Origin of the sequence: Leifsonia sp. A12D58, assembly GCF_047530025.1 — a bacterium.
Taxonomy (GTDB): domain Bacteria; phylum Actinomycetota; class Actinomycetes; order Actinomycetales; family Microbacteriaceae; genus Cryobacterium.
The window spans coordinates 289,223-301,710 of sequence record NZ_JBLJAT010000002.1; the positions used below are offsets into that span (position 1 = coordinate 289,223).

The following is a 12,488-nucleotide window of genomic DNA, read 5'->3' on the forward strand; positions in this document are numbered from 1 at the left end:
TCATTCCTCTACTTCTCAGGCCATCACGTCGATGGAGGGGATGCCGCTGTACCAGGTCGGTACAGTCGCGCGTTCTGGAGCTGTGGCGGTGTTCGCCGCTGACTCCGTGGCCGAAACGGATGTCCGCCCACGGTCTGCCGACCCTGCCTGAGGATTCTGCTCCGGCGAGGTTCCCGCCTGATCGCGGCTCGACAGGTCGAGGCTGGCGCCGGTCATGCCGGATCCTGCAAGGTCTCGCTTCAAGTCGGCCAGGATCAAACGCAGCGCGTCGCGACCAGCGTCATTCGGAGCGAACAATTCGACTCTGATGCCCTCTGGACCGACGTGGGCCCTGACAGTGACCGGACCGAGGTTGTCTGGCGTGATGGAGATCGTCATGACGTGTTCGCCGTGTGCCGCGTTGGCCAGACTGAACAACGGCCGTGCGATCTGCGTCGACAGCGGTGTCTGCACATTGGAATCCGCCTGGCTAGCCGCTACTGCGGCATATGCTGCCGCAGGCGCCTGAACGCCTGGCTGGACGATGGGAGCTGCAACTGTGCTCGGCATGGTCAGCTGCTGACCCGAGTTGTTTTGGCTCTGATCCGAGGCGGCACCGCTAGTGTCTGCGGATCCCGCGGCTGCTGCAACCGTGCTCGACTGGCCGACCGAAGCTGCAACAGCCGACGTGAGTGAGGTCGTACCGACAGCAGGCGTCGGCACGGCGGCGGCTCCGGCTACTGCACCTGCAGCGGCTGAATCACTACCGACCGGCGCGGTGACAACGGGGTTGAGCGGCGCGGGCGCAGCCTGAGCTGCGGCGCCTGCGGTCGCCTGAGATTCGGCGACGGGAGGGCCGGTAGTGGGCATCGGCGTAACTGATCCCGGCATCGGGGTCGGCGGAATCACCGATGCTGCTGCGGCCGGAACGCCAGATGCAACAGATACGGCTGCGACTACGCCCGTCACAGCCGCTACCGCCGCAACCGGCTGAGTGGCGGTTACCACGGGTAGCTCGCTCACAACGGGCAGCGTCGGACCAGTAGTCGCTGGAGCATCAGTCGCCGCCGGGAGCAGAGCACCAAGATCCGCGCCGGCCCCGGCCACGGCACCATCCAGCGCACCGACCAGCAGCTCGTCGCCGACAACGATTTCGCCCTGCATCAGCGGTGGAACGACGGCGGGTACGGCGAGCGACGGCTGAGCCATCGGTGTGCCGACAGCAACTGCGGCCTTCCCGCTCGCATCAGAACCCGAAGCCTGTGTGCTCTCCGATTTCTCGGCCTTGCGTTCACTTGGGCGGGCTGCCCCGCCGAGTGCGCCCTGAAGTGCTGACGCAAAGTCGCGCGAATCACCCGACCGCGACGAGGACGACGGAGCCGTGCTCGATCGCGCCGGTGCAGGCGCAGTCACCAACGAACCTGGAAGCAGGGTCATGATGCCCCTCCCTTGACTAGTGCGGCAAGTGCCGCTGAAACGAGATCAGCATTGCTGTTGGCCGCCGAAATACCTGTCGAAGTGCCCGCCGCCGCAGTGGCTGTCGGGATCACTCTCCTGATGGTGTCAATGTCTCCATCGGTCATATAGGCATCGACCAGGCTGACCGTGCGCCCCTCATAAGGCGCGTGAATGACCTTGTTGTTGCCCGCGTAGATCAGGATGTGTTCGCCGCCGCCGGTGACGATCAAGTCGCCCGGCTGTGCCTCGGCGAGCGATCCGACCTCGGTGCCAACGGTCATCTGGCCGGAGACCAGTCTCGGCAGATCAATGCCCATATCGGCATAGGTACGCTGCACGAGCCCTGAGCAGTCCATGCCTGTCGAGTCTTCACCGCCGAGCACATAGGGAACGCCGATGTACTTCGACGCCGATGCCACCACGTCAGTTCCCGTCGCGCCGAGCGGATTCGCAACGCCCGTGCTGCCGGTTCCCGACGTACCACCGAGTGCAGAGAGCATCTGGGCGAACACCGCGGATGTCGACTCCGACGACGTGTCGGTCGCCGTTGTCGCCGTTGATGTGGCCTCGGTTGCCTTGCCCGAAACCTGCAGCAGTCGCGTGTTGATTTCACCGATTCGAACCACGGCGTCGCTGATGGTCATCGGGCGCCACCTGAACCGTCACGGTGCCACGACGTCGTGGCGATCTCGTTGAGAATGATCTGTTCGGCCTTCAGTTCGTCGGCGGTGACGGCTTCGTTGTGCCTGATCTCAAGTTTTTCGAGGCTGAGCGACTGGGCCCTGGCCGCTTCGAAGACACGTTGCGCTTCTTCGGCAGTGGCCTCGTGGTGGCGTGCAAGCGCGGAGAGGTCAGCAAGCATGCTTCGAGATGATGCCCTGGCCGCCGCAAGGGCATGCAGCGCCTCGGTGCTCGTCGCATCCGACGGCGTACCACCGAGCGCGGTGCGTGTCTTCGACTCGCTTGCCGCGTTCTGGGCGCGACGGAGATTTGCCGCAGCAAGGTCGCCTGCCGCCTGATCCTGTTGCGCGTGACGAAGGCGCAGCAAGCCGGCGAGTGAGAACTGAGCTGCCATTATGAACCTCCAAGCATTCTGTTCAGCCTGGTCAACTGGTCCCAGGCATCCGCTGATGTCGACTGGTCGTCCATCCGCTGCTGGAGGAAGGCGTTGATAGCGCCTTCGTTGTCGACAGCGGCGTCGACAAGTGGGTTGGTGCCGCGCTGATATGCGCCGACATCGAGCAGATCCTGTGCGTTCCTGCGTGCGGCAAGCACCGTACGGAGTCGGCCTGCCTGACGCATGAGCTCGGGCGTTGTGACCTTCGAGGCGACACGCGAAATGGAGCCGAGTACGTCGATAGACGGAAAGTGACCGAGCACTGCAAGCTTGCGCTCGAGTACGACGTGGCCGTCGAGAATCGACCGTGCCGCGTCGGCAATAGGTTCATTGTGGTCGTCGCCGTCGACGAGCACCGTGTAAACACCGGTGACAGAACCGGTCTCGTCGGTTCCCGCTCGTTCGAGGAGCTGCGCGAGCAGCGAGAACGTCGATGGCGGGTAACCGCGCGTTGCAGGGGGCTCCCCCACAGACAGGCCGATCTCGCGCTGCGCCATGGCAACGCGCGTCAGCGAGTCCATCATCAGCATGACGTCCTTGCCCTGTTCCCTGAACGATTCGGCGATACGAGTCGCCACGAACGCAGCCCGCAACCGCATCATTGCGGGTTCGTCAGAGGTTGAAACAACAACGATCGACCTGGCGAGACCTTCGGCGCCGAGGTCATCTTCGAGAAACTCGCGCACTTCGCGCCCACGCTCGCCCACCAGGGCGATGACAGACACTTCGGCATCTGTGCCCCTGGCGATCATCGACAGCAACGATGACTTGCCAACACCTGAGCCGGCAAAGAGACCAATGCGCTGTCCCTTACCCACCGTGGTGAGAGTGTCGAGTGCTCTGACCCCCAGCTGAAGTGGCGTCACGATCCGAGCGCGGTGCATGGCGGAGGGGGTCTCGTGGTGCAGCGGAACGAGTGTGGTGCCGAGCAGCGGACCCTTGCCGTCGATCGGGCGGCCGAGGCCGTCGAGCACGCGTCCGAACAGGCTTGCACCGGTCGGAACCCGCAGGGGCAATCCGGCGGAGCGGGCAGGAGCTCCCGCATTCACTCCGTTCAGACGACCAAGCGGCATGCAGCGGATGCCATCACGTGTGGTGGCGATCACCTCAGCATCGACGCGATTCTCATCGCCGATCGAGACGAGGTCGCCGATCGAGCAGTTGAGTCCCTCGATTTCGAGGCCGAGCCCGACGATCGCAGACACCACACCGACGCGTTCAGGGGCTGCCACCCTGAGCGACGACGTCAGCTCCAAAAAGTCATCCCTGACGAGAGTCATTGTCGATTTTCCTCAAGCAGAGCGCTGGTGGCGCGCGCCAGTGCCGTGGAAATCCTGGCGTCAAGGAATCCATCAGGATATTCAGCGACGGCGTCGCCACGCGACAGTGAGGGGTCGGCCAGGAAGGTGACGTCTGCCCTGTCACGCACCTCAACCTGAAGCACGCCAAGGTCATCGGGGTGCAGCCGCACGGTATGTACTGCGTGGGAGTTCTCCCCCGCGAAAGCACGCGCAAGCGCAGCACGCGCTGAGCGCGGAGCGTCGCCGAGTTCATAACCCAGAATTGCTTCGACTATCGCGATTGATGCATGCGCGAGCACGTCCTTCGCCTCGTCGAGTACAGGCACCGTGCGCGTCTGAAGCGCCGCAGCTGCCTGATTTAGTGTCTGGATTGCTCGATCTGTGCGGGCCTGGTCGTGCTTCAGTGATGCCTGGTGCTCGGCCTGCTGGCGAGCCAGGGCCGCGTCGGCCTCTGCCTTCGCCTGTCGCAGGCCCTCGGTGAATCCGGCAGCGTGACCTCGTGCCTTCGCCTGCGCTTCGACGCGCTCCTGCACGTCGCCCCGCAGCGTGGGAAACGTGACGGCCGCGAACCCGGGGTCAGTAAACATATTCATCCTCGTCGCCGCGGAGCACGGTAATGCTCCCCTGCGCTTCGAGGTCCCTGATCGCGCGCACGATCTCTGAACGCGCGTCCTCGATCTGCGACATGCGCACAGGGCCGGCGTTGGTGATTTCGTCGTCGAGCAGTTCTTTGTTGCGTTCCGAGAGGTTGGAGCGGATGACCTCGATGACCTGGTCGGTTGTCCCCTTCATCGCCGCAGCCAGAACGGCTGAGTCGATGCCGCGCAGCACCAGCTGCACGTCGCGGTTCTCGAGTTTGACGATGTCGGCGAATGTCAGCATTCGTGATCTGATCTCTTCGGCCAGCACCGGGTCGCGTTCCTCAAGGGCTTCAAGCAGTGCACGTTCTGTCGAGACGTCAGCACGATTGATGATGTCAACCAACGGCTGCACGCCACCGACGACGTCTGATGCATCCTTCGAAACCACAGCGCCCGCTCTGATTTTGAGGGTGTCTGCGACGATCTTGACGGCTTCAGGTGCGGCGGCTCCCATGACGGCTATGCACTGTGCAACGTCTGTGCGGAGCGATTCGTCCAGCCCTGTGAGCACCGATGAAGCGTGCTCAGGGCGCAGGTGCGCCAACACCAGGGCAACCGTCTGCGGCATTTCGCTGTCGAGCAGCGTCAGTAGTTGCCCTGCCTCTGCCGTATCGAGAAACTCGAATGCCTTGCCAGCCATCGAAGACGCGACGCGGTTCATCACGCCTGCAGCCTTCTCGGCGCCGAACGACGCCTCAAGCAGTCCGGCAGCAGCATCGTGGCCACCACGTCCGTTCAGGCCGCCCTTGGTTGAGAGTTCGTGGAACTCAGCCATGGCGCTCTCTGCCACTGAGGCATCAACTCGCCGTAGCCGAATGATTTCGGCAGTGATCTCCTCGGCCTCGGACTCGGTGAACTGCGACATCACGACAGCTGCGCGCTGCTGATCCATGTTCATCAACACGACGGCCACCTTCTGGGTGCCGGTCAGTGCAGTCTTGACGGCGCTCATGCGTTCTGCCTGTCATCCATCAGGCTGCGGAGGAACTCTGCAGTCTGTTGCGGGTCGCGTCCTGCCATCGCATCGATCTCAGCGCGCTGGCGGTCGCTATCGGCCGCCTCTGCGCTGAGGACGGGCAGCGGTGCAGGCATCGGCTCGATGCCGATTGGCATCGTGGCATCTTCAATCGCTGTGCGGGATTCCATGAATTCTCCGAGCTCGATGGCTTCACGCGTCTGCCGACGGGACCGGCGCGCATAGAGAATGACTCCGGCGACCAGCGCACCCAGAATCCCGAGAACGACGATGCCGATTTTGATGAGTTCGGTCATGCGACTCGCGGCAGCCTGCGCTTCAGCCTCGGCCAGAGCTTCGGCGGCCGCTGTGGCGCCGGCGGTACTGAACGATACGAGCTGAACGGTGACTTCGTCACCGCGGGCGGGGTCGATCCCCGCTGCTGTCGAAACCAGGGCCGAGATGTCGGCCACTCTGACATTGTCAGCTGCGTCGCGATCGACCGCGACAGAGATCGTCTGGCGGTTGAGTGAGCCCGCTGGAATGGTGCGCGTCTCAGTGATCTTGTTGACCGCGTTGTTGCGGGTGGTGTCTTCTGAGGTGAATGTACCGTTGCCGTCAGCATCGCCAGGCACGGCGATGTTGTCCGGGCCGAGCACTCCGGCCGCTGTTCCGCCCGTACCGGTGTAGTCCTCAGTCTTGGTCGCTTCGTTCAGCACAGGCGCTCCCTCCGGGGAGGTGAACGTCTCTGCAACACGATTGGCCGATTCTGTGCTCATGTCTGCGGCGACCACCACTGTGGCATTGCCCACGCCGACGACCTTGTCGAGCATCGCCTGCACGGATGACTTCACGCGCGTTTCGTACTCAGTCACCTGTGACGATGCCGATCCCGTTGCGCCGACTCCGACAGCAGAGAGCACTTCGCCCTTCGAGTCGATCACCGCGACGTCGGTCGCTGCCATGCCGTCGATCGAGGCGGACGTGAGGTGCACGATGGCCTGTACCTGGTCGTTTGTGAGCGTCACACCGTTCGCCGTTTCGACGAAGACCGATGCGGTTGGGTCGTTCTTCTCAGAGACGAAAACTGTGTCTTCGGGGATCGCCAGACGCACTGACGCGGCCTTCACGCCCTTCATCGCCTGAATTGTCGCCGCCAGCTCGCCTTCGAGCGCGCGCTTGTACGTCACTGACTGCTGAAACTCAGACGAGGTGACCCCCATTTTGTCGAGCAGCGAGTAGCCACCGGTCGATGACGACGGCAGCCCAGCGGCCGCAGCCGTCAGTCGCTCCTGGTAGACATTCGCTTCAGGAACCAGGATCGTCCCACCGCCGTTGGTCAGCTCATAGGCCACACCATCGGCGCGCAGCTGCTCAACGATGGTGCTCGCATCGGTCGCACTCAACCCGGTGAACAGCGGTGAGTACGACGGCTTTGCCGCCCACATCGCCAGGGCAGCAATGCCCAGAGCAAGTACGGCGAGGCCGATGATCGCAACGGTGCGCTGCGCAATCGTGAATGCGCGAAGAGTATCCCCGAACCGTCTGAATGCAGACGTTACCTGGGTCGGCATTATGCCTGCATTCGCATGATCTCGTTGAACGCGTCGACACCCTTGTTACGGACGGCAGCGACGAGTTCAAGCGTGACAGCAGCCCTGCTGGACGCGATCGTCGCAGAGTGGATGTCGTCGAGATCGCCGGTGATGGCCTGCAGGGTGAGCTCGTTGGATGTTGACTGCAGCTGCTGCACGTTATCGACGGCGCCGGTGAGCGATGTGCCGAATGCGGACCCATCGGTTGATGCTGTGGGCTGCACGGCAGAGAGATAGTCAGTGGCTGTCACGCCTGACACGGCTGCGATGGGGGCGATGGTCATCAGGAGCGTCCGATCTGAAGTGCTGCTTCGTACGTGGTCTTCGCGCGGTCGACGACCGCGGCGCTGGCCTGGTAGCCACGCTGGGCAAGGATGAGCTGGCTCATTTCAGAGCCCAGGTCGATATCGGGGAGGCGGACGTAGCCGTCTTCGTCGGCCAGGGGGCTGTCTGGCAGGTAGGTCAACCGACCCTCAGCGTCGCCGGCTGCGGTGCCTGCCACGTAGACACCGCTCGTGCCCTGCCCTTCCTGGGCAATCACGTAGCGGGCCTGGAAGGCAGCACCGTCTGTGCTCGTCGCCGTGTTCACGTTGGCGATGTTGTCGGCGACAGCATCAAGCCACTTGCGGTGAAGTGTCATACCCGTGCTGGCGATTCCGATCGCGTCGAATGTCATCAGCTTGTCTTCATCGCTGCGCGTACGGAGGAGAACTGCCCGTTGGCGGCCTGCGTCGCGAACTGGTAGCGGAGCACCGTGTCGACATTCGATAGCGTCTCGGTGTCAAGGTTCACGTTGTTGCCGTCGAGGCGGGTGGGTTCGAGCGACCTCGCCGTCGTGGCGACAGTCGATCCGTCGCCCTCCGCAATCGATGAAGCCAGAGCGTCTTCGAACGCGACCCGCTTGGCGTGGTAGTTCGGTGTATTCACGTTGGCGATGTTGTTCGCGATGGTCTTCTGGCGAAGGGCCAGGCCATCAAGGGCGCTATCGAGCGCAACAGAGGTCACGGAATCAAACACGAATACCCGATTCTTGGGGTCAAGGAACAGCTGGCCGATCCATGGCCGGGAGTTGAGCGATCCGTGCTCCCCTATAGCTATCGGCCCCTGAAGACCATTCGTAAGGCGCCGGGCAAAAGAAGCTGCGTCAGCCCGTGACGTCGAGGTACACGGCAGCGGATGCCTGACGCATCGCCGGCACAGAACGCACTGCGTCCAGGTGGCGAGTGACCTCGTTCTTTGTCACGTCAAGCTCGTGTGCACGTTCGCGCTGACCGGAGAGGAGTTCGTGTGCGCGGTCAACCAGTTGCGCCGGAATCGGACCGATCCCCATGGGAGGAGTCCACTCATCGACTTCTGCATGCTGGTCGGCTGCAGATCTTCCCAGGCGCTGCTCAAGGTCATCGAGCACAGCGCTCCAGGCGGCGACATCTCGGTTCACCGGGGTTGATGTCTCGTTATGCAAAGCCCAGGCTTCCGGACGCGACGGACGACGTACGCATAGGACCTGAAGGAACCTGCTGCGCTGCCTCGTGCCAGGTCAGGCGTAGCGGTTCGAGCAGGCCGACACACTCGCGGGTGCGCTGAACATCGCGGTTCACGTTCGCACTGATCAGTGACGTCGACACATAGCTGTACAGGGCGGCCAGGTCGGCTGCGCCTTCCCACTTGTCAACGTCGAGCGACGACATCAGTTCTGAGACGATCGCCTGGGCGTGCAGCAGGTTCTCTGATGCCACCGGCCAGTTGCCGGCGACCTCGGCGGATTCGGCACGCCCCAGGTCGAGCAGCAGCCTGTCATAGAGCATGGTCAGCAAGCGTGCAGGCGACGCTGAAAGCACGGCTTCCCTGTTGTACTTGGAACGCTGGGCCTGGGCAGTGTTGGTGTTCATGCGTGATGCCTATTTGGAGTTCGAGAGCGACGAGAGCTGTGCGTCGAGCCAGCTCGACTGCGTGTTGAGAGTACCGAGCTGAACTTCGAGCGCAGAATAGACTTTTTCGAGTGTCAATCGCCGGCTCGTAAGCCTGCGATCCCATTCAGTGACCTGGCTCCCCAGTGTCTTGACCTGCGATTCCTGACTTGCAATCTTGGTGGTGAGCGTTCCGTCGTACTTGTCAGACAGCTCGGTTGACACACTAGACACGCGAGAGGCGATCTCCTGCAACGCGGTCTGCATCGCCGCCGGATCTGCCGTGAGTGTCGCCGCAAACTTCTCGGCATCGAACTCGAAAGCGCCCGTCTTGGTGATGCTGATGCCGTATTCAGACGGTGACTTACCGTCGATCGGCGACGACGCTGCAGTGGTGAGCCGCTGGGTCGCATTGCGAACAGTACTGTCACCGGCCAGGACGCCGGCTGTCGTCGTCGTCTTCCCTGCGGCATCAGTGGTCGTCGTGACCTTTGAGCTCGACTTCACCAGGGCGAAGATTTCGTTGAGCGCGGCGACAAGGTCTTTGGCCATCGTCGTGATTGCTGCATCATCGCGAGCAACGCTCAGTGCCACCGGCGTCGTCGACACCGCAGAAACCGTCACCGACACCCCGGGAAGCACGTCGGCGAACGTATTGGTCTTCGAGGTGATCTTCTGTTCGGCTGTTGTGCCTGCCCAGAGTGTGATCTCGGCATCCTGGGCAGCCTTGATCGTTGTGGTTGCCAGCGGGGTCGTGGTCCCCGACCCTTCGAAGATCGAAAATGAGCCGGCCAGTCCGGTAGTGCTGCCCTCGAGCTGCAGCCGGAATTCACCGTTGCCCACCGACACCTTCGTAGCCGTCACGCCAGCGCCGGCCGAATTGATTGCCTTGACCACATCGTCAAGTGATGTCGAAGCTGCAGTGATCTCCTTGGACGTTCCATCGCTGCCCGCGATCGTCAGCACCGGCGGATCGGTCGGCCATGCGCTCATGGCTGCCGTGAGCGAACGCTGAGTCTGAGCGAGCTGACCGACGGTGAAGTCGATCTGACCCGCCTGCGCATTCTTACCGACAGCCGTTGTGACGCTGCTCGAGCTCGATGTTGCGGTGAAGACCGAGAATGACGTCGACTTTGCCGCAGCCTTGGCGAGAGTGTCAAGGCTCGCAATCTTCGTATTGAGTGCCTGCAGTGCAGTGGAATACGCCTGAGTGGCACCGACTTTGGCCTTCAGCAGCGTCTGCGGAATTCCCTCGACGGCCATCATCGAGTTGATCAGTTCCGTCGTTTTGAGACCGCTGACGAGTCCGTCGATCGCAAGGTTGGATGCCATGTGGATTCCTTCTCACTGTGCACTGCAGGTGGGCGCCCTGTCGGGCAAGGGATAAAGCGAAGAGCCGGTGGCGATCGCGAATGAGGTCCAGTTCATCCGTGATCGCCACCAGCTCATCCTGTTGCCAGGTTTCGTGCGGGTGAAGCTAATCCAGAGTTACTGGAGGAGCTGCAGAACGCCCGAGTTCGACTGGTTCGCCTGCGCGAGCATGGCGGTACCGGCCTGCGACAGGATGTTCGCACGGGTGTACTTGACCATTTCAGAAGCCATGTCCGTGTCGGTGATGCGCGACTTAGCAGCTGACAGGTTCTCCTTGGAGACGTTCAGGCTGTTGATCGCAGACTCGAAGCGGTTCTGAACTGCACCGAGGCCGGCGCGAGCGGTCGAGATGTTCTTGATCTGAGTATCGATAGCCGTGATCGACGCGGCAGCGTTGGCTGCACTGTCGAACGTCAGAGCGGAGACAGCGGTTGCAACGGTGGTGGTGTTTGCACCGGCGAGGCTAACGACGATCTGGTCCTCTGCTGCGACTCCGCCTGCGCCGACCTGGAAGGTCATAGCAGTTGCTGAACCATCAAGCAGCTTGATGCCGTTGAAGTTCGAGGCTGCACCGATACGCGTGAGCTCGGAAGCCAGTGCGTCGGACTCCGTCTTGATCGCTGCGCGTGAGTCGGCGTTGTTCGAGTCGTTACCGGCCTGAACAGCCAGGTCGCGCACGCGCTGCAGGATGGAGTGAACCTCGGTCAGGGCGCCTTCTGTGGTCTGGATGACCGAGATGCCGTCCTGAGCGTTGCGAGCGGCGACAGTGATGCCACCGACCTGCGCGCGCAGGCCCTCGGAGATTGCCAGGCCTGCTGCGTCATCCGCTGCGCGGTTGATGCGGAGACCGCTGGAGAGCTTCTCAAGCGACTTCGAGAGGTCGTTCTGAGTGTTGGACAGGTTGCGGTAAGCGTTGTTTGCCGCAATGTTGGTGTTGATCTGCATACCCATTGTGATTTCCTCCGTGAGTGGGTCGGTGTAACCGGCCCATCCATGGGCTGGCACTGTGATCTATCGACCAGGCGTCAGCATCCGTTAGGGAATGTGCGAAATTTCCGCAGCTGATTTCAAGATGCTGCTGAACTGACAGTGACTCCACGCTCAGTGGCGAGGCGAGCGATGCCGACTACTGCCTGCTCGGCCAGTCGCGCCAGGTAGGCGCTGCGGCCGGAGACTGCGATGCGAGATTCCGGAACGTACTCAACATCCGGGGAATCCGGGTAGTGGGTTCCGAGGCCGTCGCGCAGCAAGCGGATGGCCTCGGCGCGCTGCTGGGATACAGCGGAGTGGGTGGTACCCAGCTCCTCTGCTACCTCTTTTACTGTGCGCTCTGCGAAGTAGACCTGCTCGACGACGTAGCGCATCTTCTCTGGAAGCGCCGCGACCGAGGCGTGCAGGTAACGGAGCTTCTCAGTTGCAAGCACGTTCTCTTCAGGCAAAGGGGTGTCGGCAACGATCAGCGCGGCAGTGACGTCATCGAGCGTCGACACGGTGCGCGACGCATCAGCAATTCCGGCCGCGGCTTCTGCGCGATCGACGCCGAGGGCATTGGCGATCTCGTCGACTGTGGCAGCCCGTCCCAGCGCTGCGGCCAGGGTGTCCTGCACCTCGAGGGTGACCTTGATACGTCGACGGGCCGAACGCGTCGCCCAGTCAAGGGAGCGCATCTCGTCAGCGAATGCCCCGACGATACGACGCCTGGCGAATGCGCCGAACGGAATACCGAGTTCCGGCTTGAAGGCCTCGGCAGAGGTGATCAAGGCCAGAGCGCCGGCCGATGCGAGGTCATCCCGATCGAGGTGCCTGGCCTTCGACCAAACCTCTGAGACGAGGTAGCCGACGAGCGGCAGATTGTCTACAACGAGCGCATTTCGTTCTACACGATTCACTGATTACCCCTGAGGATTGAGATGGACTTCGATGCGACCCGTCGACAGAAGTTCGACGAATTACGTGTGCGGGGTAAGCGCGGGTTGTGGAACTGTGCTGGTCTGCAGCGGATTGCCACGTCTGGATTCGAGTGTCCGTGTGCTCGACGTGTCTTCGCTGCTGTTCAAAGCTAACAAGCAATTCGCGCTCGATCAGCAATTCCGTGCCCCCCTTACGGGTCAAACCCTGTCCTCTCTTCTGCGGACACGTCATCGGGCTTTCTCATCGAAGATCG

15 protein-coding genes are annotated in these 12,488 nt (G+C 62.4%); all 15 read right to left on the minus strand.

The annotated features are described in order from the left end of the window. Nucleotides 1–15: 15 nt before the first annotated feature. The 15 genes from ACMT3I_RS07210 to ACMT3I_RS07280 all read right to left on the minus strand — a co-directional run bounded on the left by ACMT3I_RS07210 (nt 16) and on the right by ACMT3I_RS07280 (nt 12,213). Nucleotides 16–1,416 (minus strand): flagellar hook-length control protein FliK, encoded by a 1,401-nt coding sequence (locus ACMT3I_RS07210; protein ID WP_414803787.1) that lies wholly within the window; start codon nt 1,414–1,416, stop codon nt 16–18. Further along, on the minus strand, nt 1,413–2,081 hold the full coding sequence (locus ACMT3I_RS07215) for a C40 family peptidase (protein ID WP_414803788.1): 669 nt from the start codon (nt 2,079–2,081) through the stop codon (nt 1,413–1,415). Before ACMT3I_RS07215 ends, ACMT3I_RS07210 begins: the two co-directional genes overlap by 4 nt. Further along, nucleotides 2,078–2,512 carry a hypothetical protein gene (locus ACMT3I_RS07220; RefSeq protein ID WP_414803789.1) on the minus strand — a complete coding sequence of 145 codons (435 nt, stop codon included), beginning with the start codon at nt 2,510–2,512 and terminating at the stop codon, nt 2,078–2,080. Before ACMT3I_RS07220 ends, ACMT3I_RS07215 begins: the two co-directional genes overlap by 4 nt. After that, nucleotides 2,512–3,834, minus strand: a complete 1,323-nt coding sequence (locus ACMT3I_RS07225; RefSeq protein ID WP_414803790.1) for a FliI/YscN family ATPase — start codon at nt 3,832–3,834, stop codon at nt 2,512–2,514. Before ACMT3I_RS07225 ends, ACMT3I_RS07220 begins: the two co-directional genes overlap by 1 nt. Next, complete coding sequence (locus ACMT3I_RS07230) at nt 3,831–4,442, minus strand: FliH/SctL family protein (protein ID WP_414803791.1); 612 nt, start codon at nt 4,440–4,442, stop codon at nt 3,831–3,833. The genes ACMT3I_RS07225 and ACMT3I_RS07230 overlap by 4 nt, the downstream gene beginning before the upstream one ends. Further along, nucleotides 4,432–5,448, minus strand: a complete 1,017-nt coding sequence (gene fliG / locus ACMT3I_RS07235) for a flagellar motor switch protein FliG (RefSeq protein WP_414803792.1) — start codon at nt 5,446–5,448, stop codon at nt 4,432–4,434. The genes ACMT3I_RS07230 and fliG overlap by 11 nt, the downstream gene beginning before the upstream one ends. Beyond that, on the minus strand, nt 5,445–7,025 hold the full coding sequence (gene fliF, locus ACMT3I_RS07240) for a flagellar basal-body MS-ring/collar protein FliF (RefSeq protein WP_414803793.1): 1,581 nt from the start codon (nt 7,023–7,025) through the stop codon (nt 5,445–5,447). Before fliF ends, fliG begins: the two co-directional genes overlap by 4 nt. Continuing rightward, nucleotides 7,025–7,330 carry a flagellar hook-basal body complex protein FliE gene (gene fliE / locus ACMT3I_RS07245; RefSeq protein ID WP_414803794.1) on the minus strand — a complete coding sequence of 102 codons (306 nt, stop codon included), beginning with the start codon at nt 7,328–7,330 and terminating at the stop codon, nt 7,025–7,027. Before fliE ends, fliF begins: the two co-directional genes overlap by 1 nt. After that, nucleotides 7,330–7,722, minus strand: coding sequence for a flagellar basal body rod protein FlgC (locus ACMT3I_RS07250; protein ID WP_414803795.1), 393 nt, complete (start codon nt 7,720–7,722; stop codon nt 7,330–7,332). Before ACMT3I_RS07250 ends, fliE begins: the two co-directional genes overlap by 1 nt. After that, nucleotides 7,722–8,063 (minus strand): flagellar basal body rod protein FlgB, encoded by a 342-nt coding sequence (flgB, locus tag ACMT3I_RS07255; protein ID WP_414803796.1) that lies wholly within the window; start codon nt 8,061–8,063, stop codon nt 7,722–7,724. Before flgB ends, ACMT3I_RS07250 begins: the two co-directional genes overlap by 1 nt. A 127-nt stretch (nt 8,064–8,190) precedes the next feature. Further along, a complete protein-coding gene (locus ACMT3I_RS07260) occupies nt 8,191–8,508 on the minus strand; it encodes a hypothetical protein (protein WP_414803797.1) in 318 nt (105 codons plus the stop codon). After that, a complete protein-coding gene (gene fliS / locus ACMT3I_RS07265) occupies nt 8,501–8,935 on the minus strand; it encodes a flagellar export chaperone FliS (RefSeq protein WP_414803798.1) in 435 nt (144 codons plus the stop codon). Before fliS ends, ACMT3I_RS07260 begins: the two co-directional genes overlap by 8 nt. Nucleotides 8,936–8,944: 9 nt before the next feature. Beyond that, nucleotides 8,945–10,285: a flagellar filament capping protein FliD gene (fliD, locus tag ACMT3I_RS07270; RefSeq protein WP_414803799.1), complete on the minus strand. Its 1,341-nt coding sequence runs from the start codon at nt 10,283–10,285 to the stop codon at nt 8,945–8,947. A gap of 156 nt (nt 10,286–10,441) precedes the next feature. Then, on the minus strand, nt 10,442–11,275 hold the full coding sequence (locus tag ACMT3I_RS07275) for a flagellin (RefSeq protein WP_414803800.1): 834 nt from the start codon (nt 11,273–11,275) through the stop codon (nt 10,442–10,444). A gap of 116 nt (nt 11,276–11,391) precedes the next feature. Further along, nucleotides 11,392–12,213, minus strand: coding sequence for a sigma-70 family RNA polymerase sigma factor (locus ACMT3I_RS07280; RefSeq protein WP_414803801.1), 822 nt, complete (start codon nt 12,211–12,213; stop codon nt 11,392–11,394). Nucleotides 12,214–12,488: the final 275 nt, after the last annotated feature.